A 22,826-nucleotide genomic window follows, 5' to 3' on the forward strand; every position below is an offset into this window, starting at 1 on the left:
GGACGACCCCGGTCGCGAGATCATCAGCCGGGCCGGATCGCTGGTGCGGTTGGAGTCAGAAGGTGTCGTTGGGGTCTGGGCGGGGGGCGGTCAGGTCGCAGTAGGGGTAGAGGGTGGTGCGGGGGTCCGCTGTTTCCGGCGGGATGTGTTGCAGCGGGACTATCCAGGTGGTGCGGGTTCCGGGGGAGCAGGAGGCGCTGCCCGGGGGTTGTTGCGGGGTGCCGGGCGGGTTGCCTTTTCCGTCTGGGGGGACCAGGTCGCCGCCGGTGATGGCACCGGTTGCGTCGCGGAAGATTACTGCGGTGCGGCGATTGGCCAGGGCTCGGCAGTTGGGTGAGGTTTCCTTGTAGCGGACGGCGTCTGCTGGCGGTGAGACGGAGGCTCGGTCGGTGGACTCGTAGGTTGCTGCTGGCGGGGCGAAGGAACCCAGGGCTCCGGGCGGCAGCCAGGTCGTGGTTTGGATGTCGACGTCGGCTGAGGCGATCTTGTCGTTGGCGTTAAGAGCCATGAGCGGTCTGCCTAGGCCTACCTGCTGGCCGGGCAGGATCGCGGGAATTTCCATCGTCAGCTGGGGGCCGTCGAATCCCTGCTCGACGCCGTCCAGGACCAGGGAGACGTCGAGTCTCGCCTTTGTCCGGTAGGCGATCTGGTTGCTGGTGTTGCGCAAGATCGCGCCCATGCTGGCCAAACCTGTCGACGAGATGCCTTTTTCCGCTACCTCGATTCCGCCGCCACCTGGTGCGGTCTTCGCGGATACCGGGTGCTCCTGCACAGAATTGGGGATGTCGCAGGGTTTCGCTGGCTGGGTGTCCGGAGAGGACAACGCCGCCGCGGTGATTCCCGCGGCGGCGGCTATGGCTACTACGGCGGCCAGCACCAGCAACTTGGGCTTTGTCATTCGTAGTACCGCTTCTTCACTTCGTCCACCTTGCTTTGGGAATGCCGGACCGACGCCTCGCCGATGCCGGAAGTGGCGGTCACGGCCAGGAGCGTACCGGCCCCGGACAGATTCACGGACGCAACCACGCCACCCCACGTGATGCGCGGGAACTGCGCAAATGCGACGCGAACAACGGACTGGCAACCGCGCAGGAGTGCGTCGCGGCCACGACGCGTTTTCGCCGTGCGAGCCGAGCAGCGGACTGACGATGCCGGCACACGCTGTCCAACCGCTGTGCCGAGAGGTGCCGAGCAGAACCGGCGGCCGGAACGGCCCCCGCAGGCGAAGACCGTGTAGGACGACCACAGCCACCGAGAGTCGCCGAGGCGCTCAGGCGGAAGCCCGCCGGGCTGCGGCCGCCTCGCCGCCAGCCGCAGCGGTTCTCAGCGCAGCACGCAGCTGTTCCTCAAGGACCGAGGCCTCATGATCCGGTTGCCGGGGCACTCCGCTCCGCACTCGCGAGTTTCTCCCGATCGCAAGCTGACGGGCTCTCCTGACCATCGTGCCGGCCCGGGAGCGACATCCGCGAGGCAGGCCCGGACAGGCCGCTAGGGCAACGGCCGCGCCTGCTTTTCGCGACCCAGGCGAGGGCCTGCAGGGTGCCCGTCTGCGGCTGGCTCGCCGACTGCGGCGGGCTGCGCGCGGCATGGGGCGTCGCGGGCTGAGCCGCTAGCCGGAGGACGGCGGCGTCGCGTGAACACCCGCAGCCCCCGGGCCCGGATCGCCGCCGACGGTGCCTGACCGGGCTTTCCGGCTGGCCGGGGGCGGTAACGGGCCGTTACCGGCACCGGGCAGAATGCCGGGGTGTCTGTCGTAGACGATATGCGGGCGTTGACGGCGGGGTTGGCCGAGGCGGACCCCGCCGACACCGAGCAAGCGCTGGCCCTGCTCGCGGACGGCCTGGTCGCCGCACGGGTCTGCGGACTCGCTGCGGCGGCCGACCGGCGGTGGAAACCCCGCCAGGTCAACGCGTCCGCCGTGGAGCACAACCTCGCCTGGCACCTCGCGGCCGCGGCCGACCGGACGCAGCGGATCGCGCTGCCCGGACGAGACGAGAACACCCCCGCGTTCTCCGGGACGGCCGCCGACGCCGCGGTCGAGACGATCGCCGCGCACTGCCGCGCCGCAGCCCCGTTCGCCCTCGCCGCGGGGCAGTCCTGCCCGCACTGGCCGGCCCGCGGCAACCTGCTGCACAGCAGCAAGCTCTGGCGCGTTCTCGCCGAAGCCTGGGCCGGACGGCGTCCTACCTTCGGCAAGCGCCCCTGACCCGGCGGGCGCGCGCCGTGGCGCGCACGCCTGGCGAGCACTCTTCTTGATTACAGTGAGTCACCAGCTTGATGAACTCGGGCAGTTGAATATGCGATCTGCCCGGCTGAAACGCCGGATGGGGCTGCTGGCTGAGTGACGAGATCGTCGGGCGTCGCACGTAGCCGATCGCCCCGCGCTGCTGTTGCGCGGCCTGGAAGAATCCGGGGTCATGAACGTGCTTTCGCCGGAAAAGACCGCCGCGGCCGCGAAGCAGCGGGTTCAGCGTGCGCGGGCCGACTACGACCGCGCGCAGCGGGAGTTCGCCCAGCTTGGCGATTCGGCCGACCTCACCGACGTCGGCTGGCTCGACGGCCGGCGGCAGGCCTGGGTCGAGGCGGTCGAGGCCTGGCATGCCTGCGCGCCTGGCGAACCCGCCGGCTGGTGGCCGGGCGGGTGGCGGGTCCGGCGGCGGTACGACGGGCGGATCGAAACCGGCGTCCCCCGGCGGCCCTGGGCCAGCCGGGACGAGGCCGCCGCAAGGATCGCCGCCGCCACGGCCGACGAGCCGCTGCTGCGCGACGCGGCGCCGGTGTGGATCGCGATCGACCAGGCCGATTACGCGCCGGTCGCCCTCGACGCCGACTACTGGGCATCGCAGCAGGCCAGTACGCGCTGATGGGCACGGACGCGGCGGCGGAGCGGGGCGAGGCGGCGATCCGCCGGCTGCGCGAGCTGATGGCGGTCAGCCGGCAGTGGCGGGCCGAGCATCCGGAGCAGGTGCCGGCGCGGCCGGGCGGGTTCCCGAGCAGGGAGAAGCGGCGGGCCGAACGGGAACGGCTGGAGCGGCACGAGACCGCGATGCTGGTGTACGGGGCGGCAGGCCCGGACTTCCCGGTCCCGCCGGAGTCGACCGCGCGGTACGTGGTGACGGGCGAGCTGCGCGAGGATCTGCTGGACTGGCTGCCGCTGGTCACGTCGTTCTGGTCGGCGGACGGCGAGCTGGCCGAGTTGGGCGACGTGACCTCGGGTCGAGCGGCGCGGCTGGCCGAGGTGCTCGCGGCCGAGGGGTTCGGGCTCGTCCAGGATGCGCCGCTGGACGAACGGCACCGCATGCAGCTGTGGGTGCACCCTGAGGACGGCCTGCTGGCCGAGGTCAACGCGACGACGCTGTGGCAGCCGGGCGGGTCGTGGGTCGCCGAGAGCGTCCGCGTGCACGGCTGCGTCGAAGCGCTCGACTACGAGCTGCTGGTCACCGGGGCGGGCTCGGCGCATCTCGTGCACATTCCCGGCATGGCCGAGACGACCCGGTTCGCCCAGGTCTGCATCCGTTCGTACCTGTCCCGTCCGGAGCGGAGCCTGCGCGTGTCCCTGGCCGTGCTGCGGGCCGCCGCCCGGCCCGCGCTGCCGTGGCCGGCCCCGGGGATCTCCGGCTGGCTCGGCCCCGCGTTCCTGACCTACGACGACGCCGGCGAATGCGCCGGGAGGTTCCGCTCGCCGGCGTCGGAGGTCGCGAGCTTCGCGGCCCTGGCCGAGCTGCCCGCGGTCGTCCACGACTTGTTCGGCCCGAACCTGATGTCCCGGTCGCGCGGCTAGGGTTCGCGCGGCTATCCGCGCGTGGTGGCGGTCGGGGCGAGGACGAGCACGCGGAACCCCTCGTCCGCGAGGCCGGGCACAGCATCCTGGAGCTCGGCGTGCACGTGCCGGACCTCCTGGTCCGGGACCCGGAGGCCGTGCTGGCGCCCTGGCGGGGGCGGGGGCCGGTCGAGCTGGCGGTCGAGGCAGGTCAGCAGGGGGGTGGACAGCACGACGGCGACCGCGGGCAGCCCGGCGGCGGCGGCGATGTCGAGCACCCGGCGGCGGGTGCGGCCGATGTGGTGGGTGCCGTCCAGGATGGTCGTCCGCCCGGCGGCGCACCGGTCGGCCAGCCGCGCCCGCAACAGCGCCCCGGCCGGCGGGTTCGCGGCCGGGTCGGCGGGATCGCCCGACACCTCCTCGCGGTGGGCGGCGTAGGACAGCACCGCGGCGTCATCGAGCCGGTGCGCGAGCGCGGCCGCGAGCGTCGACTTCCCGGAGCCGGGGGCCCCGACCGTCATCACCACGCACGGGCCGTGCGCGATGATGTCGCGGACCAGCGTTTCCGGAACCTCTCCGCGCGGACCGGAACGGGGCGCGGATCGATCAACCATGGCGTGGACCGTACTGCCCGGGCCCGGCACGGCACGAACATGCCCGGCGAACCGGGCGACGAACAGGGGAGAGGGCGCAGTGGGACACGGAACCGCGGCGATCGACTGCGGCCCGCGGCGCGAGACCGCGGACCGGCGGACGACGCTGGCGGAGCGCGGGCTCCGGGCGCGGGACTGGCGGCCGGAGACGATCGACCGCGACATCGCCTGGGATCTGGGCTACCGAGACTGGCGTCGTGCACGCCTCCTCCCGCCCGCGGTGGCCGGACCCTGCGCGGCCTGCTCGGCGATCGTCTGCGCCGCACGACGCTCTTCCCGCTGCGTCCCAGCGACGTAGTCCGCGAACGAGCTCCGACAGCCGGACGAGGTTCGGGACGCCGCCGCGTCGGCTGCGGCGACGCACCGAGTACGCGTGCGGCATGACGTCCTCGCCCGCCTGCCACCCGCGTCAACGATAGAAACCCTTACCTGTGAAGGAAAGTCGTGCCTGCGCTCGAAGTCATTCCTGGTCTCCGTGCACGGCCGCCAACTCGCGGCCACGTCCCGATCCTTCGCCTCACGCCGCAACCCGTCCAGCACCGGACCGGGTGGCCCGAGCAGTGATCCGGGGCAATGGCCAGGCCGAGCCGGTCGGGGCCGGGCTGGCCGTGCTCGTACCACCAGTCGTAGGCGGCTTCGGCCTCGTCCCACAGCCGACGGGGTCCGAGCTGGGAGACGGTGAACGGCTCGGCACTGCCGGTCGGCCAGTCGAGGCGGGCGAAGGACTTCGTGGCGAGGTCGTCCAGCTCGACCAGATGGTGGCCGGGGCCGCGGGCATCGCGGTCGAACACCAGGGACACCTCGCGCAGCCGGGCGCCGATCACGAGGTTGCCGCGAGCGGGGCCGAGCATCCGGTCCAGGTCGACGTCGCGGCACTCGGTGGTGGTGACCGCGGCGTCGGCGAGCGCGTCCTGGTCGGGTTCCCAGCCGAACAGCCCGCGCCGGTGCGAGCGCAGCCGCATGAACGACAGGCAGGTGGAGAACCGGCCGGTCGCGACACCGTTCTCGCCGAGGTCGAGGGTGAGCAGGGCGCCCTTGGCGTAGTCGGTGCTCCACGGGGTCGCCAGCCGCCCGCCGGGGCGCAGCTGGGCCAGCCAGGCGGGCGGCACGGTCTCCCGCACCGAGGCAGTCGACATCATCCCGTCGTACGGCGCGGCGGCCGGCCACCCGGCTTCGCTGTCTCCGGTGACCACGTGGGCGGCGAACCCGGCCGCGGCCAGCGCCGCGCGTGCGGTGTCGGCGATCCCGGGGTCGACCTCGATCGTGGTGACCCGCCCGGCCGGGCCGACCCGATGTTCCAGCAGGGCAGCGTTCCAGCCGGTGCCGGTGCCGACCTCCAGCACCGCGTCGCCGGGTCGCGGGCCCAGCGCGGTGAGCATGTCCGCGACGATGCTGGGCTGGCGGGAGGAGGACGTGGGAAAGTTGTCCCCGCCGGGGCGGTGCGGCTCGCCGAGGTTGATCTGCGTGACGACGGGCGCGTTCGCCGCGACCGCCGCGTCCCACGCCGCGCGGTCGCGCCGCCTGGACACCTCGCGGTAGCCGGGATCGTCCGGGATGTCGACCCAGATGGCGTCCGGGATGAACGCGGCCAGGTCGACCTCGGCGAACAGCGCCCGCCGCGCCGGCGTCGCGGCCTCAACCGTCATTTAGTCGTCGCCCTTGTCGTCCTTGTCGTGCTTACCGCCGCCGGACTCCTCCGCGCCGACTTCGTCGACGTCGGGTCGTAGGTGCCCTGCCCATCATCCTGCGACTTGTTCTCGTGCTTGCCCGCGCCGCCGCCCCTCCTGGTCTGCTTTCGCGTTGCCATCCCCTCCGCCCTGCGCACCGCGGGCCGCAGAGCACAAGATCCAACCGAGCTATCCTGCCCCGGTGCTTGCACTACACCTGTAGCCGCGAGCGGCGGCTGTGCCGTCGGCATGCGACGGCGTGTCGGGCACGCTTGAGGCGGTATGCCAGCGGCATCATGGACACGCCTTGCGCGCGTCGTGCAGCACCCGGGCGAAAACCGGGCCGGGCACCCACGCGCTCCCGGCCCGGGCTTTCGACAGGGAACCGCCGACCAGGCCGTTCCGGAGCACTCTCGCGGCGACGCCGAAGGAGACCATCGACGAATGAGCAATTCCGATTCCGCTGCCGGCACCGGGCCCGCCGTGTGGTCCGCGGTGCCCGGCGAAATGGAGTGGACGGCCTACGAGGACCCGCATCTGCCCAGCGGCGAGAACGCGGCGCAGGTCAAGATTCTCGCCGCGAACGTGTTCCTTGCCCGGTTTCCCCCGGGATTCAGCGCACCGGCCCACGCCCACCCGCACGACACCGTCTACCACGTCACGAAGGGCAGGATCCGGTTCGGCGACGAGGGCTGGTTCGCGGCCGGCAGCGTCCGCGGCGTCTCCGCAGGACACGAGTACGGGCCCGAGGAAGCCGACGCCGACGTCGGCGCCGAGTTCCTGCTGGTGTCCTCCGGGCCGATCGACATCCTCTGGGCCGAATAGCCGGGCCCGGCGCCGCCGACCTTGCTCGCCGCCTCGCCCGGCCCGGGGCGGGCGCGCATGCCGCTCTCCGCTGCGCACACAGCCGGTTCCGCGTGGTTGCCCTCGCAGGACCACGGTGCTCGCCCTCCGCGCGCTGCCCCGCCCCGAGCCGGAGAACCAGTCGCCCCGGACCGGGAGGTCCGCAGGTCCGGTGCCGCGGTCACCCTCGTCGTGCACGAGCGTCGGCCAGCGCGCGGGCGGGATCCGGTACTCGTTTGCGGACGAGGCCGCCGACATTTCCGCGCGTCGCCGTCCTCCGCGCCGGAACCGCCTGCCCGGGGCCCGAACGCGGCCGGGCCAGGGATGTGTTGATCTGCTTCGACTGCGAGTGCGCGGAGGAGTCCCGGATGCTGCGCGACCGCAGGCTGCCGCCGCCGGCCGAGTGGCCGGTCCCGCGAGGGCGCTGACCCGAGCCGGGGAACGGCGGCTGACTGCTGGCCCGGCGGGGTGCTCGCTCCACGGTTGCGGTCGTGCGCCGTGAGCGGTCGTCGGAAGATCTGGTCGGGGGCAAATGGTCATTCCCCGAGGCAGGAAGAAAGGCGAACACCCCTCCACCGTGCTGCGCATGCGACCACGACCAACCCACGGCGACCGTTGGGCAACACGCCCTCGCCGACGAACGGAGTCCCGCGACGTGAACGAGCAGAACTTGCCGACCTGGAACGACATCCTGGCCCGCACCCGCGCGAGTCTGACCACGGCCCGAACGTCGCTGGGCGACGCGCGGGATCACCTCAACTCCGACTGGCGCCCGGTCGGCACCGAACTCTCTCGGCACGAAGTCGATGCGGCTGACCGGGCTATCCGCGCGGGCGGCCGGTCAGTACTGGTGCGGGTTGAGCTGGCGGAGCTTGGCCTTGAAGTCCGGGTCCGGCGAGGTCGGCGTGTGCAGGCCGGTCAAGGTATTTATGCGGGCAAACGCCGTGTCCGGTTCCAAGATGTCGCTGATCGCTGTGATCGGACACGGGCAAGCTCGCACCGTCGCGTGTCTCGCATCCGATAGAGCGCTGTGTGTGGCATAGGTCACCTTTGGGCGGTGGTGGCCCGCAGGCCGCAGCTTTAACAAACGGCGGTGAGCGGCCAGCAGTGGTCACTGTCGGGATCGTCGAGCCAGACGTACTGCTTGCCGACGACGTTCAGCGCTGAGACGCCCAGGCGGGATGCGCCCGGCCGGTCGAGCGCGTTGAACGCGGTGACGGCGTGCTCGATGGTGTCCCACAGGCGATAGGGGCCGTGCTGCCGTACGGCCCAGGTGCCGTCGGCTAGCGGCGTGAGGTCGGCTTCGGCGCGGGCTGCGCCCCGCTCGGCGACAACGACACCGTGCTTGGCGCCGCCGCCGAGTTGCAGGCCGGGGGCGTGCAGCCAGAGGAACAGTTCCAGCTCGGGCCGGGCCAGCAGCCCTGCGGGGTCCAGGGCGGTGGTGCCGTAGTGCGGCATCCCGACGGCCGCGGCCCCCGGTTCCTGCCCGGGACCGTAGGGGCTGTCGACGGTGGCGCGCATCGGCATGAACAGCACCGGGAAGGGGTCGATGATGCCGGTGACCTCGTCGGGCGCGGTCTTGTCGAGCACGAGCAGCGGCCCGGCGCTGCCGGCGTCCAGCGGGGCGACGATCCGCCCGCCCTCGGCGAGCTGGTCGATCCAGGCCGGCGGGATGGCGGTGACGGCACAGGTGGCGATGATCCGATCGAAGGGGCCACCTGCGGGCCAGCCCGCCGCGCCATCCCCGGCCGCCAGCTGCGGGTGCAGGCCGATCTCGGCCAGGTGCTCACGGGCGGCGCCGACCAGCGCGGGGTCGAGGTCGATCGAGCAGACGGCCGTCTCGCCGAGCCGGTGCGCGAGCAGCGCGGCGTTGTAGCCGGTGCCGGTGCCGATCTCCAGCGCCCGATGCCCCGGCTGGACCGCGAGCCGCTCCAGCATCCTCGCCATGACCGTCGGCTTGCTCGACGACGAAGTGGGAACAGGACGCCCGGAGGCGTCCGAGATCCGGGTCTGGGTGGCCAGCGACTCGTTGGCGTAGACCGCGTCCAGCCAGCCCGGGTCCCCCTGCCCGAGCACCGTGCCACCGTCGAGGATCTGCGGGACGAACTGGTGGCGCGGCGTCGCGGCGAACGCGTCTCGCCACGCCGGATCCAGGACCACACCGCCGGCGGCCAGCTCGGTGTCGAGTTCGGTCGCGAGCGCGGACGCCCTGACTTCCCAGGGGGCGGTGTCCAGGACGTCCACGCTGCTACTCCTTGGTCAGTTCTTCCGCGATCGCCGCGGCGATCGGCAGTCCGCATTCTTCTGCGATCCAGCCCCACGCCCCGATGGCGTTCGCCTCAAGGCAGGCCCACGCCCCATCATCCGGGCTGATGACGAAGTCGAACGCGCTGAACGCCAGCCCGGCCAGCTCCAGGTACCGGGCGATCCCGGCCCGGACCCGGTCGGGGATGTCGATGACCTCGTACCGGAGGGAATCGTAGTCGGTGCGCCAGTCTACCTGCGCTTTTTCACTGCCGGCGTGGATCGCGACCGGGAACAGCCGGTCCCCGACCGCGGTGACGCGGGCCTCGAACTGCTTGGGCCAGACAAATTGCTGGAACAGGTGTGCGGTCAGCTCGACACCGTCGAGGGATTCCAGCTCGTTCGGGGCGACTCGGCGGGTGTAGACCAGGGCTTCGCCGCCGGACTCGTACACGACCGACTCGGCCAGCGGCTTCACGATCAAGTCCCCGAACGTGGCAGCGAAGCCACGCACGGCGTCCGGGTCGTTGGTGACCAGGGTCGGCGGCACCGCCAGGCCAGCCCGCTTGAGCAGGGTGAGCTGCCACGGCTTGTACGCGGCGTCCGCCAGCGCCGACGGATGCGAGACCCAGCGGACCACAACCACCGATGCCGCCGCACTGTCCACTGAGGAACTGGAGACCGCGCTGCGCCGCTACGCGCTCCGTGCCGACCGCTCCGAGTCGGCCGCGATCAACCTCCTCATCGACGACAAGGGATGGTTGCGCCGCAAGGACTTCCTCGGCCACGCCGTCGGCTACGAGCCCGAGAGCAAAGCCGCGACCGTGCTCTGGCAGCGGGCCGCCGATTTCCTGGACCACGTCGACGCCACCCCCGCCGCACGGGCGATCCTGCGGGTTGCGGTCGCGCTCGGCCGCGATGACCTCGGAATCCTCAGCCTCGGGCCGCAGACGGGTTCCCCGGTCATCAGGGCGGTATCGCGGGCCATCGGCCACAACGCCTGAAAGCGGGCTGCTGGCATGGACAACACGGCCCCGCCGAACCACCCGCTCGGGCACGTCGACCACGTCATGTCGCCCGCCGGCCTCAGCACGGTGTGCGACTTCTGCGAACGCGACCGCAAGATCGCGCCGGCCCGCTGGTACTACCCGCTCGGCGACACCGCCACGGTCGAGATCGGCGGCATCCCGGTCGCGATGGACGTCTCGCTCCTCAACGGCGGGGGCGGGTACGTCACCTGCGACACCTGCCACGGCTTCATCGAGAGCGGCGACTACGAGCGCCTGGCCAAGGTCGCGGGCTACGCCGAGCTGCCGGAGCCGTTCGTCTGGTTCCGCAAACGCCGAGTCGGGCCAGCGCAACCGCTGTAGGCCCAAGGACTCCCGAAGCCGGCGCGAGGCCGCGAAGGCAGGGGCTTGTCCGCCCTGACCGCCCCCGGGAACGGGTCGCGCCGGGTCAGGAGACAGAAGCCTCGGCAGCCGGGAAGATCCCGAGCCGCACCATCTCAGTCTCGACCCACCGGCGCAGCCGGCTGGCGGGGCCGTCCCCGTCCGGGCCTTCCCTGTCGAGCCGCTGGAGGATCGGGTGCCGGTCCTCCCAGGTCGCTTTCGCCATCGGGTCTTTGATCATGACGATGACGTCGGCGTACCGCAGCGGCGGCTGGCGGTGTTCTTTTCCGGGGACGATGCGGCGCGTGCTGCATCCGGCCACCACCGATCGCAACACGTCCTCGCGCGGCACCTCGATCGTCATCCGCAGGACTTCGCCGTACGGGGTGTCGCGGAGCGTCAGCTTTCCCATGACGGCGATCCCACACGGAATCTCTCCGGTTGTCTGTGCACAGCTGTGCACAGACAGCCGGAGGGATTTCAGGTCCGCGGCGGCCGCGGCCGGTCGGGTCCGTCGTCTCCGAAGGACGTCGTCCGGTCGAGGTCTTCGAGCGAGGGCACCTGCAGTTCGGCGTAGGCGCGGACGCCGTTGCCGTAGCGGGTGGGCCGCACGCCCTCGTCCCAGGACACGTTCACGACCCAGCCGATGCGCTCCAAAGCCGTGCGGATCTCGGCTTCGTCGCCTATCAGGCGGCATTCGATCAGCTTCAGCTCAGCCACGGTTCTCCTTCGCGGTAGCACGGTTTGCGGTGATGACGTCCGCCAGCCACCGGGGGAGTACGGCGATCGGTCGGGGGTCGACGATCTCGTAGCGACCGCCCGCACGCAGGGAACCGGGGCCGACGAGATACCCGCCCCTGCCTCCTCGGCCGGGGCCGCGCACGTCGATACCGGGGCCGAGCGGGGAATGCCGGCCTGAACTGGACAGCACGATGCGGCCCGGCGGGCACCGGTAGTAGAGGTGCCGGTGCTGGCCTCCGGAAGGGGTGGCGACGGCGAGGGTTTTGGGCCAGGGCTGGCCATGCGTCGCGCACAGTGCGGCCAGGGAGTCCACGCCGTTGTCGTCGAGGTCCAGGCCGACGACGCCGGAGCGCCAGCAGCCGACGCCGATGTTGTCGCCCGGCCGCCAGATCCGCCGCAGCACTGCGGGATCGGACGTGGCGCGCTGCTGCCAACCGGGCTCGGCCGGACGGTTGCCGCCAGGCGGGATCGCGAACACCGCCAGGCCGCGAGCCGCGGCGTCGAACGGATCGGGAATGCTCATCGTCGAGGATTCGGGCATTCGCACTCGTCGTACGGGGCCGCCCCCGCGCCGCATTCCCGGCACCAGATGAGGCGATCAGGATCGGGGTCGTCCCAGTCGGGCTCGTCGGCCCCCGTCGACAGAGGCCCGGGCGTGTCGTAGAAGTACTCGGCGTCGCTCCAGGAAAGGCCTTCGCTTTCCATCAGCCCGTGGATCTGGATCGCGTCGTCTCGGGCGTCTTGGTACGGGATCTTCTTCTCCGCGGAGCGCTTGCGCGCGGCTCGCGTGAGGGCCCTGGCGTCACGTGGCATGACTGTCGCTTCCCCGGTGAGGCACGCCCACGCCGTCCCCACCGCAGACAGAACTCAAGCCACGGCAAAGGAAAAATGCACCGCGCCGAGTCTGAGACTTCTTCGTCCGCGGAACACCCACCCCAGCGTGGGCGGGGTGGCGCGGAGGGGCTGGCGCACAGCCGTCACCGACCATACCGCTTGACGGCGACAGTTTCCACGAGACACGGCCGTGCGGCTGCACGCCGGATTCAACGTCAGAGGGACCGGCGGACGGACCGGAGCGCAAGGGGCCTCGGACTTGCCGCAGGGGTGGCCTCGATCAGCCGGACCGCCCGCGCCGGCATGACGGAGGCGGGGCTGTGCCCAGTGCGCGAGGGCGGCCTCCGTCATGAGGCGAAGGCCGCCCTCCCGAGCGGTCGCGTCGGTTGCCGCGGAAGTGGTTGGCTAGTCGTTCGAGGGTGTTCTGAAGACCGTGAGCCGGTTGCAGGGGAGGGCGCGCTAGGCAAGCAACGGCGTGTCGGCGGGCGAGGACTCGCTGGGGAAGGTTGCTGGCTGGTGAGCGATGGCGTCCGGTCGTCGTCGGGCCGAGATCCCGACGACGACCTTTTGCTGAGCGCTTTCGTCGTGTGCGGGGTGGAGCAATTGCCTCACGATGTGCTCGCCGCGGCGAGCGGGGAGCACGGTACGACTTTGCGGGCACGCCTTCAGCGTCTGATTGAGCACGGCCTCGTCGCTGAGCTGGAACCGGCTGCGGCAGGCGGTGAAAGCCTGGTGGCCAGCGTCGGGCGGACTCCGGCCGATCTTCCGCTCGCGCGGGAGAAGGCGCTCGCTTCACGGATCGGGCGTCGTCTTCGCGCTGTTGCCCAAGAGACTGCGGCTGCGGCTGATCACACTGTGGACGTGGCTCGGTTGCGGTCGCTGTGCTGGTCTGTCGTGGGTTTGATGCGGTGGGAGCTCGAACACGGGTTGGGGGAGGACGCGGTGCGCCTGGCGCGCGCGTGGTGGCCAGTGGCCGCATTGGCGACTGATTCGGCGTGGGTGAACGAGTTCGCTGAGACAGGCGAGCGCGCGGCGATCGAGATTCGCGACCCGGCGGCGCTGATCGACCTGCTGAGGATTGCGGCGGAGTGCGCGGACGAGGCCGGCGACTGGCTGATGGCTGAGGCCCGATGGGTTCGGGTGCTCAGTCTCGCCCGGGCACGGAAGAACTACGACGTCGTGTGCTCGACCTTGACCACGTTAGGCGGGTTCTACCGTCGCGGGGGTCGCTTGCACCGCGCCATGGACGTCCTTTCTGACCTGATCGCGACGTGCGATCGGGTCCACGACAACCGCGGTGCGTTGCGGGCGCTGCGGGACTTGGCTTCGGTGCTCCTTGCCGCTGGGCGCGCTGCCGCGGCCGTGCCGCACCTTGTTCGTGCCGTCACGCTCGCCGCCGAGGACGACGCGGTCGATGCTGGTACGCACGCTGAATTGCTGATCATGCTTGGTCGTGCGCAATGGATGAGCGAGAAGATCCGCGCTGGCAGGGAGGCTTTCAGCGGCGCGCTGGCGCTTCTGGTGGACGTGGATGCCGAAGGCGCCGACTATGTGCGGTCGCTGCTGGCTACCCCGGATGACGGATCGCTGCCGGCGAAGCCTTCCGATGCCGGGGCGGCGTGGGGTTCGCCGTGCTGCTGCCCGGGGTCGACGGCCGCGGGCTCGGCGCGATCGCCGAGCGGATCCGCCGCCGCGTCCCGACGGTGGTCGTGACCGTCGCCGGGCGCCCGCCCCGGCCGCTGCCCGCGCCGGCTCCGCCGGACCGGTGGGCTCGTTCAGTCAGGTTTCGGGCGGGCCGGCGGGCTTGCGACGCCTGCGTGTCGCGCGCGGCTGATCCTCGTATTGGTCCAGCGCAGGGTGTCGGGCATCGCGCCACGCCACGAGTTTCGCCAGCTGCTCGTCGATACGGGCAGTCACCTCGTCGTCGGTCGCGTAGTCGGGCGGCACGCCGAAGAACGTCGTCAGGGCGTTCGCGACCTCCGGGGAGGGACAGCGTTCGCCGGCGGCGAGCTGGCGGAGATCCGTCGCGGAGACCGTGACGCCGGTGCGTGCGGCGACGCCGGCCGAGATCTCGCGGGGCGAGTAGGGGGCGCGGTCGGGGGGATGGACGGTGGCGATCAGGTGCGCGAGTTTCGCCGCGAACGACCGGCCCGCACGCGCCTGCGGGTCGGGACGGGTCGCGACGGCCCATTCGTCTTCGGTTTCCTCCTCCCGGACGCACCGGCGGAACGGGCTCGCCGTTTCTCGGCAGACGGCCGCCGCGTCGGGGGTGAGCCGGCGGCCGGTCAGGAGGCACGCCCCCCGGAGAGAGCCGCGGTCCGCGGCGGCGACGCGGTCGGTGCCCTCGCGCAGGGCAGCGGGGTTCTGCAGCAGTCCGGTCGCCTCGCTGCACAACTGCCGGAGGACGGCACCGACATCGCGGTCGCCGGGCGCGGTGGCGGCGACCGCCCACAGCAGGCGGTGGGCGGCGTCGGCGGTTTCGGTGTCGGCGGGGTCGCAGGTGCTCAGCAGCCGCACCAGTTCCCAGGTCTCGCCGTCCAGTTCGGTGTGAACGCGGAGACGCCGGTCGAGGTGTCGGCGTCGCCGGCGGACCGCGATCCAGGACGTGTTGACGGCGGTGCACGCGGCAAGCCACCCGGTGGCGAGCGCGATCAGCGTTCTCGCGTCGGGGCTGAACCGGTGCACGGCGTCCAGAAGCCAGGCGAGCACGCACACCCCGTTCAGGCACACGAGGGCGAGGCTGACCCGCGACCAGTCCGGACTGCGTTCGAGGGTGCGGTGCACGCGGGCTGAGCGGCGGAGCAGCGCGCCTGTATCGGCGCGGGCCGCGTCCGGGTCGATCACGACCATCGTCCACGACGGCCGGGCTCCGGCGGCCAGGGGGCGGCGGGCGGCACGACCGCGGCGGGGCACGGCGCCGCAGAAGACGCCGCCCCACCAGGCCCGGATCCCCGGCGGGCTCGACTCCGGCGGGTTCCGGTCCGGCCGGGTCGGCTCGCTCGCGTGCTCCATGACTCCCCCCTGTTCCCTTTCTTCGCATGGTAGGTCGAAGATCAGGCGGCCTGCTGCTGTTCGATGAGTCCGGCGGTGGCCGGTCCGTGGTGCATGTCCAGGGCCGGGCGGGGACCGCGCTCTCGGCCCGAGACCGTGCGGGTCGTTGTGCATTGTGATGGCCGTCGCCGCGATGCCGGGTCGGGAGCCGGGCGCGGTCGTCGCCGCGCCGGGCGGACGGCCGCGTCGATCACCGCGGCCGGCTCCCCGAAGTTCCGGGAATGACAGAGCGTCCGGCAGTGACGCGTGCACCGCCGGGGGAACGAACCGGGCCCCGGGACCGGTCGGTCCCGGGGCCCGGAGGCGGCCAGCCGTCGTGTGCCCGCGCGTGTCGCGACACGCTCCGGCGGATCCTCTACGCGGAGACGGACGCGAAACCGAACTCCCGCAACGGGATCCCGTGCTGTGCGTCGTGCCATGCCTGCCCGATGAAGTCGAGCGCGTCGTCGGGCAGCCGCTGCGGGTCGGCCCAGACGAGCTGGGTGCATTTGCGCGGCTCGCGGATCTCCGGGGTGCCGTCCCACGAACGGGCGGTGAAGAAGACGTCGACGCGCGGTTCCTGGGAGTTGCGGAGCATCGTGCCGCCCGGCCGCAGCCGCGCCGGGTCGAGGGCGATGCCGAGTTCCTCGGCGATTTCGCGGACCGCGCATTCGGTCGGGGTTTCGCCGAGGTCGACGTGCCCGGCGGGAAGGCCGAGCAGCCCGTCCCCGTAGCCGCTCCCGGCCCGCCTCATCAGAAGGCACTCCTTTTCCTTCACCAGAAAAACGTGCGCGGCCACGGGAAATCGGTGGTGTTTGGTGTCGAACCGGTACTGCGGGGCGGGCATGGGTCTCCTCAGCTGGCGGCGGTCGCGGTGGCGAGGGCTTGGGGCTGGACGTCGCGTGATCCGTCGACGTAGACGGTAATGCCCTTGCAGCCCAGCTCGAACGCGGCGGCGTAGGTGTCGTACACGTCGGCCGCCCGCGCCGAGGCGGGCAGGTTGACGGTCTTGGACACCGCCTCGTCGACGCAGGCCTGCACCGCGGCCGCCATCGCCAGGTGCCCGGCCGGGCTGATCTGCGTCGCGGTCGCCAGCACGGCCCGCAGCCGCTCGGGCAGCGCCGGGTCGTGCGGGAGCCGGCCGTGCGCGGCCGCGAAGCCGAGCACGTCGCCCCGCCCGGCGGTCTCGAGCGCCGCGACGACCGCGGCCCATTGGCGGGGCCGCAAGGCCGGAGAACCGGCAGTGCCGCCTCACGACTGCGGCACCGGGGGGCGGGGGCGTTGGGCTACGGCCGGTCGAGCCATTCGCCGACGGTGGCCTCGCTGACCCGGAAGAGCTCGGCGGCGTAGGGGGCGGGCACGGGGTCTGTTTCGGCGACTGCCCGCAGCGTCGCGGCGGCGTGTTCTCGGGCCAGCCGCACGCGCTGGCGTGCCCGCGCCAGGTTTTCGGCGGCGGTGTCGAGTTGGGCGGACAGCGCGTGCGCTGTCCGCTTCTCGGGAGCGGAGAAATCGAGGTCGCCGGCGTCGAGCCAGTTGTCGCGCCATGCCCGGTACCAGGCTTGCAGTGCCTGCGTCGCGGGGCTCGGCCGGACGGGCTCGGCGGACAGGACGTCTCCCTCGGGGTCGTGCTCGGCCCGCAGCGCCAGTCGGATCGCGAAGTGCAGGCCGCGGGCGGCGGGGAAGCGGTCGAGCAGTTCGGTTTCGGGCGTCCGCTCGTCCTCGTCGCCATGCCAGGGCGAGTTCCAGCCGTACTCGCGGACGACTCGCCGCAGCTGCTCGTCGGTCAGGGCGGTCAGGTCGTCGCCGGGCGAAGCGGGGTTGTCGGAGGTCTCGGTCACGGCTCTTCCCTTCGGCGGCAGGCGCGCTGGGCTGGGGTTCAGCCGCGTTCGGCGCGTTCGGCGGCCAGCAGCGCTGATTCCTGGTTGTGGAAGCCAAGGAAGAACAGCCTCTGCTGTTCCAGCGTGGGGCGGCCGCTCAGGTGCTCTACCTTTGGCAGCAGTTCGTCGATCACCTGCCGGGCGAGCCGGTCCAATGCTGGGCGCGACGGCGGGGCCTTGGACGTCGTCGCCAGGTCGTGCGCGATGTCCTGCAGGGAGATCAGCGTGAGCTGTCCGCCGGTCTCCTGGATCTTGTCGGCGGCGGTTTTCCCGCGATAGCGAGCAGGGTCGCAGGCCGGGTGGTGGCGGCAGATCAGGTCGAGTGCCCCGACCGCGCGCCCCAGCAGGTAGTGGGGGCGGGTTTCGCGGGCGAGGTTGTTGTCCCGGATGTCGGTGCGGGAGCCCTGTCCCGTCAGGGAGCCTCGCGCCGCGACAACGTCCTCGGCACGGTAGGTCGCCTGCCCGGTCTCGTCGTCGCGGCCGATGCGCTTGACGCCGTAGCGGGTGGCGATCGAGGGCACCGACGCGGGCGAGCACGGCCAGAACGCTGCGAAGTCGTCCCGTTTCCACATCGCCCCGGCGATCCGGTCGGGGCTCGGTCGGGGCGGGCGTGCCCCCCGTGCGAGGTCGTCGGGCCGAACAGTGGGGTCGTCCATGAGCACAACCTTGCCACAGTCTCTAACGAAGTTGAACGACTTCGTTAGAGACTGTCGACCGCGCACCGCGAGGTCGTCGCGGCCCTGACGCGCCGGCGCCGCGAGCCCGGCGAGGTCGTGCGGATCGCGCGGACCGCCCTCGGCTGGAAACAGGCCGAGCTCGCGCAGCGGTGCGGGTACTCCCGCAGCCAGGTCTCCCGCTGGGAAACGGGCAGCTGCCCGCTGCGGGACGTCGACACGCTGCGCGCCCTGGCCCGGGTGCTGCTCCTGCCGGTGCAGGCGTTCGGGCTGGGGCCCGGGGACTCCGCCGGGGTGTCCGCCCTGCCCGCGGCCGGGTCAGACCATAGGGTGAGCGGCGATCCGATGCCGGTGGGGGAGGAGCAGGACCCGATGCGCCGTCGCACGATGCTCGCGGGGATGGGAGCCCTCGCCGGCAGCGCGGTCCTCGGCGCCGCCGGCCCGGCCGCCGCCGCGGCCGATCCGATCTCCGCGCTGGAGAAGGCGCTGCTCGCCCCGTCGCTGACCGCGCGCCCCCCGGCGGAGGCGGCGCGGCTGCGGCAGTACGTGGCCGCCGCCCGGTCCGTGTTCGCCCAGGGCCATTACGCCGAGGTCGCCGCGCGGATCCCCGGCCTGATCGCCGTCGCGACCGCCACCCGCGCCGATCCGCTCCCCGGCGACACCGCGGCCGCGGCGCACGCCCAGCTCGCCGAGCTCTACACCCTGACCGCCGACCTCGCCGTCAAAGCCGGCCGCGACCGGCTCGCCTGGACCGCCGCCGACCGCGCCTGGCAGGCCGCCGACGCCAGCGGCGACCTGCTCACCCAGGCGACCGCCCGCCGGGTCTGGGCCATCGTGCTGCGCCGCGCCGGCCACGGCGACACCGCCCAGCAGCTGGTGACCGACGCCGCGCTCGCCCTGCAACCCGACCTGTGGCGGGGCCCCGAGCAGCTGTCGGTGTTCGGGTCGCTGATGGAGACCGCCGCCTACACCGCCGCCGCGGACGGCGACCGCGACACCGCCCGCACCTACATCGCCGAGGCCGTCGACGCCGCGACGCGGCTCGGCGCCGACGGCAACTACCGCTACACGAGCTTCGGCCCCACCGGGGTCGGGCTGTACCAGCTCAGCATGGCCCGCGTCATGGGCGACTGCGGCACCGCGATCGAGCACGCCCGCCGCATCGACCCGACCGGCATCCCCAGCACCGAGCGCCGGGCCCGGTACTGGGTCGACGTCGCCCGCGTCTTCCATCTGTGGGGCAAGCCCGAGCACTGCTACCGCGCGCTGCTCGCCGCCGAACACGCGTCCCCGGACGAGGTCCGCTACCGGAAACCGACCGCCGAGATGACTGCCGGGCTGCTGCAGCATCCCGCCGCGACCCGGCTGCCGGGCCTGAGCAAGTTCGCCCGGCGCACCGGCTCGCCCGTCTGAGGGCGGCACGGGAGGAAGCCGATGTCCGGCTGGACATTCCGGACCTGGCCGCGGGAGCCGACGTTCCCCCTGGCCGTCGCCGGGCACGGCCGGGTCCGCACCCGCAGCCTGCCCGAGCAGGCCCGCGAGCACGTCGACGCCCTGCGTCCCGGCCGCCCGGAATGGGGCGTGCTGTTCGTCCTCGACAGCGACGAGAGGCCCTGGACGATCTGCTCTCCGGACCCTGGCTTACACCGCGATGTTCGCGCCCGCCGCCCGCGAGGTCACGCTGTCCTTCGAGCTGTTCGCCGAGAAGTTCCCCAGCTGGAACAAGCACTGGCGCCTAGGCCGTCCCGCGCGGGCGACCGGTGCGGCAGGAGTGCCGTCCCGGCTCGCGCCTGCGGCTGCCGGTCCACGTCCTCGCCGTGCCAGGGGGTGCCGAACCGGGCAGTGCGCCAGGACCTGCGGCACGGCCGGCCCCCGGGCGCGATCAGATTGCCGGAACGCCGCGACCGCGAGGACACACCGTTCATTGTGGACAGTACGAACTGGACAACCTCGTTGCCGCACCGAGGAAACCCGGCAATCTCCGAACAGTCGCGAGGCTGATCAGATCGGCCGAACGCCGAGGCCCCGCCGGGCGCCGTCGCGCCGGGGGGAGCCCGGGCCGCAGGGGCTCCGCACGAGTGCCGTCGCAGTGTTTCCGCCGCGGCGGCAGGCCATACTGGGCGCCGTGGCCCCCTGGACCGAAGGAGCGCTCGTGCCGATCAGGATCGACACCGGATGCGTCACCGACATCGGCGGCCGGACGGCGAACGCGGACAGCGTGGCCGTGGAAACCACCCCGCTCGGCACCGGAGCGGCGGTCGTGGACGGCATCGGCTCGTCGGAGGCAGTCTGCCGGGCCGCCCGGCGGGCTGCCGACACCGCCGCCGCGGTCGCGTCCCACCGCGACGCGCAGGCCGGGCTGCTGGCCGCAGCCGACACCATGCCGGGCTACCCGGGCTCGCCGAACGCCGTGGCAGCGGTGGTCAGCGTCGATCCGGACGGCCGGATCGAGATCGCGCACTGCGGCGACGCCACCGTCCACACCTGGTCTCCCGAGCACGGACTGGTGCGCTGGACTGCCGACCAGACCCTCGCCGCCTGGATCTCCCACGCGCTGCGCCGCACGTCGCCGGCGACGCCCGCAGGACGGGCGGCCATCGAGGCGTTCGCCGCAGCCGAGCCCCCTCTGGACTCGTTCGTGCTGTCCGGCCTGAACTACGTCACGGTGTCCACGATCGGCTGGACTCCGCTGCGCGCCCCGCACCACCGCCCGTCCGTGGTTCTCCTCAGCAGCGACGGCGTCCACAAGCGCCTCGGCGACCACGAGATCGGCCGGCTGCTCGGCGAGCACCAGGACGCCAAGGCCCAGGTGCTCGCCGAGGTTTTGCTGGCCGCGGCTGTCGCGACCCCCGGCGCCGATCCGGACGAGCAGACGGACAACGCCAGCGCGGCGGTCCTGTCGATCGCGTGGGCAGAGTGACGTCCGGACCAGACGAGCGGTTGCCCGCCTAGCGGAGCTCGCTGCATCCCGCACACCACCAGGACGGCAACCAGGGTTGCGCCGCACCGGAAATCCGACCGGATGAGCCGGACCCCGCCGACTGGTTCGGTCCGGAGGCACCGGGGGAGAGGGCGTCGCCTGACGCCGGGGCAACCGACGCCGGCCGGGCCGGCGAGATGCGCGCTCGCGTCCGTGGCTCGGCAGGCTCACGACCGCCGCCGGGCGCGGTCAGCCGCCAGTTGTGCTGCCGCGGCCTTCTGTGATGCCGGCGAGCAGGTAGGCGTACTGCGGGGTCATCGCGGACGCGCGGGCGAAGCCGGGCCGGTCGTGCCGGTACCGCCCGTACACGGTCAGTCCCGGCGGCGCGCCGTCGAGGCGTTCGGCGGAGCCGTCGTCGAGGATCCGCCGGGCGGGTTCGGCGGATTCGGGGTCGAGGATCGAGCAGAGGCCGCCCTCGCGGTCGTCGGCGGCGTCGCGGTACCAGGTGATCTGGCGGCCGTCGAGGATCGTAGTCTGGAAGCCGACGGGGTTGGCGGCGCGTTGCCGCGCTCTGCGGGTCTCGGCCGCGGCGTCCTCCGCTTCCGCCTGCTCCGCGAAGTCCGGGCCGGGCACGGTCGCGACCCGGTCGGCGTCCGGGGCGAGCAGGAGCACCTCGTCGGGCCACTGCCGGTTGCGGCGGGCGACGGCGGGCTCGGCGGGGTTCTCGTGCCACAGCCACAGCTGGGAGTGTTCCGCCACGAAGTCGAGCCGGTAGCGCGGCGGTGTGCGGGGATCGCGGTCCAGGACGGTGATCCCCACGAGAGTCCGCGACGTCCATCGCCGGCGGGCGCGGAGCAGCACGGCGAAGTTCCCGCGCGCCGCGGCCTCCGCGACGGCGCGGTTCCGGAAAAGCCAGAGCTGCCAGCGAAGCACGTTCAGGCTAGGGCGCCATCGCGTTGCGGGGCAACCGCACTCCACGCGCGCGCGGCCGGGTCCGCCGCGCGCCGTCCGCTCGCAGCGGAGGCCGCCGCGGGCGGTGCGCGGCTGGGGGGAGAATGCTGGTCGTGTCCCTGACCACGCAGCTGCACCGCGGCGATCTCGGCCGCTGGTGCGACGCCAACCTGCCGGGGACCGCCGTCCTGATCCGCGACGTCCGCCGCGGGCTCGCCGCGGCCGGGAATCCCGCTCCGCACGTGCCCGGCGGGCGGGTCCCGGAGGAGCACTGGGGGACGGTGGCCGCCGCGTTCCGGCACCGGCTCGGATTCCTCGTCGAGGGCAGCGCCCCTGCTGCGGCCCTGCTGGGCGCGGTCCGCGCCGGGCTGGCCGGCCGCGAATGGGCCGTCCGGACGCAGCGGGCGTTCCCTGCGTCCGCAGGCACCGCCGACAACCAGTGGTCCCCGTTTCGCGCGGGCAGCCGGGGCTGGCTCGACGCCGCCCGGTCAGATCCCGTCCCCGCCGCGACGCACGAGCCGGTGCTGGAGGAGTTCGTGCGCCGCACCGGGCAGTATCTGCGGGAGCACGCCCCGGCCGGGACGCTGGGCGTCCCCGGCGCCGAGGCCGGGATCGCCCGCTCCTGCTGGGTGTTCGCGGTGTGGGAGACCGGCTCGCGCGACCGGTTCCCCGCCGACGTCGCCGCGGCGCTGGAGGGCCCGGGCCGCGCCCCGGAAGACCTCCGCCGCTGCGTCCCCGACGCCGCGATCGCCGACCTGGTCGGCCTGGCACGGCTGCTGCACACCGGCACGGCGCTGCGGGACTGGCGCGGCGGCATGCCCGGCGGACCCGCGCGCGAGCCTGGACCTTTCGGGACCGCCCGGCCGGTGATCGTCCCGCACTGGGCGGAGGCGGACCTCCTCGTCGACGGCGCCCTGATCGAGGCGAAAGCCGCCGTCCGGCTCGACGACGCCGCCCTGGCCCGCTGGCTGTGGGAACTGCTGGCCTGTACGTGGCTGGACACGCAGGACCGGCACGGCATCCGGTCGGTCGGGCTGTACCTCGCACGACACGGCGTCGCCTCGAACTGGGACGCGGCGGCCTTCGCCGACACGCTGCTCGGCGGCGCCGGCCTGGCCGACCGCGGCGCTCGCGAGGAGTTCCTGCGGCTGGCCCGCCGCGCGATCGCCGCCGAGGGCGCCCAGCCGCCGGCCGAACGGACGCCTCGCGCACGCACGTCGTGAGTCCTGCCCGCCGTGCTGCGG

28 protein-coding genes are annotated in these 22,826 nt (G+C 72.9%); 11 read left to right on the plus strand and 17 right to left on the minus strand.

The genetic code is table 11. The features are described 5' to 3' along the window. Window positions 1–55: 55 nt before the first annotated feature. Together BM362_RS31685 and BM362_RS50085 are read right to left on the minus strand one after the other, a co-directional pair. Window positions 56–898 carry a hypothetical protein gene (locus BM362_RS31685; RefSeq protein ID WP_143132534.1) on the minus strand — a complete coding sequence of 281 codons (843 nt, stop codon included), beginning with the start codon at window positions 896–898 and terminating at the stop codon, window positions 56–58. Then, window positions 895–1,026: a hypothetical protein gene (locus tag BM362_RS50085; protein ID WP_280142757.1), complete on the minus strand. Its 132-nt coding sequence runs from the start codon at window positions 1,024–1,026 to the stop codon at window positions 895–897. Before BM362_RS50085 ends, BM362_RS31685 begins: the two co-directional genes overlap by 4 nt. Before the next feature lie 718 nt (window positions 1,027–1,744). Between BM362_RS50085 and BM362_RS31690 the strand changes: the two genes are divergently transcribed. From BM362_RS31690 to BM362_RS31700, 3 genes are all read left to right on the plus strand, one after another. Further along, the gene (locus BM362_RS31690; RefSeq protein ID WP_143132535.1) at window positions 1,745–2,206 is read left to right on the plus strand and encodes a hypothetical protein; all 462 of its coding nucleotides are present in this window, start codon (window positions 1,745–1,747) and stop codon (window positions 2,204–2,206) included. A gap of 211 nt (window positions 2,207–2,417) precedes the next feature. Further along, window positions 2,418–2,864 carry a hypothetical protein gene (locus BM362_RS31695; RefSeq protein ID WP_093575635.1) on the plus strand — a complete coding sequence of 149 codons (447 nt, stop codon included), beginning with the start codon at window positions 2,418–2,420 and terminating at the stop codon, window positions 2,862–2,864. After that, on the plus strand, window positions 2,864–3,781 hold the full coding sequence (locus BM362_RS31700) for a hypothetical protein (RefSeq protein ID WP_093575636.1): 918 nt from the start codon (window positions 2,864–2,866) through the stop codon (window positions 3,779–3,781). Before BM362_RS31695 ends, BM362_RS31700 begins: the two co-directional genes overlap by 1 nt. An 11-nt stretch (window positions 3,782–3,792) precedes the next feature. Here the strand turns inward: BM362_RS31700 and BM362_RS31705 are convergent, their stop codons facing one another. After that, complete coding sequence (locus tag BM362_RS31705) at window positions 3,793–4,374, minus strand: AAA family ATPase (RefSeq protein WP_167545522.1); 582 nt, start codon at window positions 4,372–4,374, stop codon at window positions 3,793–3,795. Window positions 4,375–4,453: 79 nt separating this feature from the next. On the opposite strand from BM362_RS31705, the gene BM362_RS47785 reads away from it, so the two are divergent. After that, window positions 4,454–4,711: a hypothetical protein gene (locus BM362_RS47785; protein ID WP_167545523.1), complete on the plus strand. Its 258-nt coding sequence runs from the start codon at window positions 4,454–4,456 to the stop codon at window positions 4,709–4,711. A 127-nt stretch (window positions 4,712–4,838) separates the two neighbouring features. Here the strand turns inward: BM362_RS47785 and BM362_RS31710 are convergent, their stop codons facing one another. Together BM362_RS31710 and BM362_RS47790 are read right to left on the minus strand one after the other, a co-directional pair. Beyond that, window positions 4,839–6,059, minus strand: a complete 1,221-nt coding sequence (locus BM362_RS31710) for a methyltransferase domain-containing protein (RefSeq protein ID WP_093575638.1) — start codon at window positions 6,057–6,059, stop codon at window positions 4,839–4,841. 315 nt (window positions 6,060–6,374) lie between these two features. After that, entirely contained in the window at window positions 6,375–6,518 is a 144-nt protein-coding gene (locus tag BM362_RS47790) for a hypothetical protein (RefSeq protein WP_167545524.1), read from the minus strand. A 6-nt stretch (window positions 6,519–6,524) separates the two neighbouring features. Between BM362_RS47790 and BM362_RS31715 the strand changes: the two genes are divergently transcribed. Further along, complete coding sequence (locus BM362_RS31715) at window positions 6,525–6,905, plus strand: cupin domain-containing protein (RefSeq protein ID WP_093575639.1); 381 nt, start codon at window positions 6,525–6,527, stop codon at window positions 6,903–6,905. Between the two features lie 1,098 nt (window positions 6,906–8,003). Here BM362_RS31715 and BM362_RS31720 read toward each other — a convergent pair. Together BM362_RS31720 and BM362_RS31725 are read right to left on the minus strand one after the other, a co-directional pair. Continuing rightward, on the minus strand, window positions 8,004–9,167 hold the full coding sequence (locus tag BM362_RS31720) for a methyltransferase domain-containing protein (protein WP_093575640.1): 1,164 nt from the start codon (window positions 9,165–9,167) through the stop codon (window positions 8,004–8,006). 4 nt (window positions 9,168–9,171) lie between these two features. Further along, window positions 9,172–9,813 (minus strand): MvdC/MvdD family ATP grasp protein, encoded by a 642-nt coding sequence (locus tag BM362_RS31725; protein WP_244287353.1) that lies wholly within the window; start codon window positions 9,811–9,813, stop codon window positions 9,172–9,174. Here BM362_RS31725 and BM362_RS47025 point away from each other — a divergent pair. Together BM362_RS47025 and BM362_RS31735 are read left to right on the plus strand one after the other, a co-directional pair. After that, window positions 9,758–10,171: a hypothetical protein gene (locus BM362_RS47025; RefSeq protein ID WP_143132536.1), complete on the plus strand. Its 414-nt coding sequence runs from the start codon at window positions 9,758–9,760 to the stop codon at window positions 10,169–10,171. The genes BM362_RS31725 and BM362_RS47025 overlap by 56 nt on opposite strands. Window positions 10,172–10,186: 15 nt before the next feature. Continuing rightward, complete coding sequence (locus tag BM362_RS31735; RefSeq protein ID WP_093575642.1) at window positions 10,187–10,537, plus strand: hypothetical protein; 351 nt, start codon at window positions 10,187–10,189, stop codon at window positions 10,535–10,537. Between the two features lie 85 nt (window positions 10,538–10,622). Here the strand turns inward: BM362_RS31735 and BM362_RS31740 are convergent, their stop codons facing one another. From BM362_RS31740 to BM362_RS47030, 4 genes are all read right to left on the minus strand, one after another. Next, window positions 10,623–10,967 (minus strand): hypothetical protein, encoded by a 345-nt coding sequence (locus tag BM362_RS31740; RefSeq protein ID WP_093575643.1) that lies wholly within the window; start codon window positions 10,965–10,967, stop codon window positions 10,623–10,625. A gap of 68 nt (window positions 10,968–11,035) precedes the next feature. Further along, window positions 11,036–11,275 carry a hypothetical protein gene (locus BM362_RS31745; RefSeq protein ID WP_093575644.1) on the minus strand — a complete coding sequence of 80 codons (240 nt, stop codon included), beginning with the start codon at window positions 11,273–11,275 and terminating at the stop codon, window positions 11,036–11,038. After that, window positions 11,268–11,837 (minus strand): bifunctional DNA primase/polymerase, encoded by a 570-nt coding sequence (locus BM362_RS31750; protein WP_167545525.1) that lies wholly within the window; start codon window positions 11,835–11,837, stop codon window positions 11,268–11,270. The genes BM362_RS31745 and BM362_RS31750 overlap by 8 nt, the downstream gene beginning before the upstream one ends. After that, entirely contained in the window at window positions 11,816–12,109 is a 294-nt protein-coding gene (locus BM362_RS47030; protein ID WP_143132537.1) for a hypothetical protein, read from the minus strand. The genes BM362_RS31750 and BM362_RS47030 overlap by 22 nt, the downstream gene beginning before the upstream one ends. A gap of 291 nt (window positions 12,110–12,400) precedes the next feature. Here BM362_RS47030 and BM362_RS31755 point away from each other — a divergent pair, with 291 nt between their 5' ends. Further along, complete coding sequence (locus BM362_RS31755) at window positions 12,401–13,843, plus strand: hypothetical protein (protein WP_143132538.1); 1,443 nt, start codon at window positions 12,401–12,403, stop codon at window positions 13,841–13,843. A gap of 66 nt (window positions 13,844–13,909) precedes the next feature. Here the strand turns inward: BM362_RS31755 and BM362_RS50375 are convergent, their stop codons facing one another. The 5 genes from BM362_RS50375 to BM362_RS31780 form a co-directional block, all read right to left on the minus strand. Further along, on the minus strand, window positions 13,910–15,142 hold the full coding sequence (locus tag BM362_RS50375) for a helix-turn-helix domain-containing protein (RefSeq protein ID WP_093575647.1): 1,233 nt from the start codon (window positions 15,140–15,142) through the stop codon (window positions 13,910–13,912). A 394-nt stretch (window positions 15,143–15,536) separates the two neighbouring features. Next, window positions 15,537–16,007, minus strand: coding sequence for an NUDIX domain-containing protein (locus BM362_RS31765; RefSeq protein WP_093575648.1), 471 nt, complete (start codon window positions 16,005–16,007; stop codon window positions 15,537–15,539). Window positions 16,008–16,015: 8 nt separating this feature from the next. Continuing rightward, window positions 16,016–16,387 (minus strand): hypothetical protein, encoded by a 372-nt coding sequence (locus BM362_RS31770; RefSeq protein WP_093575649.1) that lies wholly within the window; start codon window positions 16,385–16,387, stop codon window positions 16,016–16,018. A gap of 59 nt (window positions 16,388–16,446) precedes the next feature. Beyond that, window positions 16,447–16,998, minus strand: coding sequence for a hypothetical protein (locus tag BM362_RS31775; RefSeq protein ID WP_093575650.1), 552 nt, complete (start codon window positions 16,996–16,998; stop codon window positions 16,447–16,449). Between the two features lie 38 nt (window positions 16,999–17,036). Further along, the gene (locus tag BM362_RS31780) at window positions 17,037–17,693 is read right to left on the minus strand and encodes a hypothetical protein (protein WP_143132539.1); all 657 of its coding nucleotides are present in this window, start codon (window positions 17,691–17,693) and stop codon (window positions 17,037–17,039) included. Between the two features lie 117 nt (window positions 17,694–17,810). On the opposite strand from BM362_RS31780, the gene BM362_RS31785 reads away from it, so the two are divergent. Then, a complete protein-coding gene (locus BM362_RS31785; protein WP_093575652.1) occupies window positions 17,811–19,124 on the plus strand; it encodes a helix-turn-helix transcriptional regulator in 1,314 nt (437 codons plus the stop codon). A gap of 739 nt (window positions 19,125–19,863) precedes the next feature. Then, window positions 19,864–20,631, plus strand: coding sequence for a hypothetical protein (locus tag BM362_RS31790; protein ID WP_093575653.1), 768 nt, complete (start codon window positions 19,864–19,866; stop codon window positions 20,629–20,631). 249 nt (window positions 20,632–20,880) lie between these two features. On the opposite strand, the gene BM362_RS31795 is transcribed toward BM362_RS31790, so the two are convergent. After that, window positions 20,881–21,564 carry a hypothetical protein gene (locus BM362_RS31795; RefSeq protein ID WP_093575654.1) on the minus strand — a complete coding sequence of 228 codons (684 nt, stop codon included), beginning with the start codon at window positions 21,562–21,564 and terminating at the stop codon, window positions 20,881–20,883. Window positions 21,565–21,695: 131 nt separating this feature from the next. Between BM362_RS31795 and BM362_RS31800 the strand changes: the two genes are divergently transcribed. Then, window positions 21,696–22,805, plus strand: a complete 1,110-nt coding sequence (locus BM362_RS31800) for a hypothetical protein (RefSeq protein ID WP_143132540.1) — start codon at window positions 21,696–21,698, stop codon at window positions 22,803–22,805. The last annotated feature ends 21 nt before the right edge of the window (window positions 22,806–22,826 follow it).

It is taken from the genome of Amycolatopsis rubida, assembly GCF_900115345.1.
In the GTDB taxonomy this organism is placed as follows: Bacteria; Actinomycetota; Actinomycetes; order Mycobacteriales; family Pseudonocardiaceae; genus Amycolatopsis; species Amycolatopsis rubida.

What these genes read in the sequence shown, in the direction of transcription:
- BM362_RS31740 (WP_093575643.1), bottom strand. Translation starts at nt 10,967, where the DNA reads ATGGGAAAGCTGACGCTCCGCGACACCCCGTACGGCGAAGTCCTGCGG.
- BM362_RS50375 (WP_093575647.1), bottom strand. Translation starts at nt 15,142, where the DNA reads ATGGAGCACGCGAGCGAGCCGACCCGGCCGGACCGGAACCCGCCGGAG.
- BM362_RS47030 (WP_143132537.1), bottom strand. Translation starts at nt 12,109, where the DNA reads ATGCCACGTGACGCCAGGGCCCTCACGCGAGCCGCGCGCAAGCGCTCC.
- BM362_RS31695 (WP_093575635.1), top strand. Translation starts at nt 2,418, where the DNA reads ATGAACGTGCTTTCGCCGGAAAAGACCGCCGCGGCCGCGAAGCAGCGG.
- BM362_RS31705 (WP_167545522.1), bottom strand. Translation starts at nt 4,374, where the DNA reads ATGGTTGATCGATCCGCGCCCCGTTCCGGTCCGCGCGGAGAGGTTCCG.
- BM362_RS31765 (WP_093575648.1), bottom strand. Translation starts at nt 16,007, where the DNA reads ATGCCCGCCCCGCAGTACCGGTTCGACACCAAACACCACCGATTTCCC.
- BM362_RS31710 (WP_093575638.1), bottom strand. Translation starts at nt 6,059, where the DNA reads ATGACGGTTGAGGCCGCGACGCCGGCGCGGCGGGCGCTGTTCGCCGAG.
- BM362_RS31735 (WP_093575642.1), top strand. Translation starts at nt 10,187, where the DNA reads ATGGACAACACGGCCCCGCCGAACCACCCGCTCGGGCACGTCGACCAC.
- BM362_RS47790 (WP_167545524.1), bottom strand. Translation starts at nt 6,518, where the DNA reads ATGGTCTCCTTCGGCGTCGCCGCGAGAGTGCTCCGGAACGGCCTGGTC.
- BM362_RS31685 (WP_143132534.1), bottom strand. Translation starts at nt 898, where the DNA reads ATGACAAAGCCCAAGTTGCTGGTGCTGGCCGCCGTAGTAGCCATAGCC.
- BM362_RS31750 (WP_167545525.1), bottom strand. Translation starts at nt 11,837, where the DNA reads ATGCCCGAATCCTCGACGATGAGCATTCCCGATCCGTTCGACGCCGCG.
- BM362_RS31780 (WP_143132539.1), bottom strand. Translation starts at nt 17,693, where the DNA reads ATGGACGACCCCACTGTTCGGCCCGACGACCTCGCACGGGGGGCACGC.
- BM362_RS31715 (WP_093575639.1), top strand. Translation starts at nt 6,525, where the DNA reads ATGAGCAATTCCGATTCCGCTGCCGGCACCGGGCCCGCCGTGTGGTCC.
- BM362_RS31700 (WP_093575636.1), top strand. Translation starts at nt 2,864, where the DNA reads ATGGGCACGGACGCGGCGGCGGAGCGGGGCGAGGCGGCGATCCGCCGG.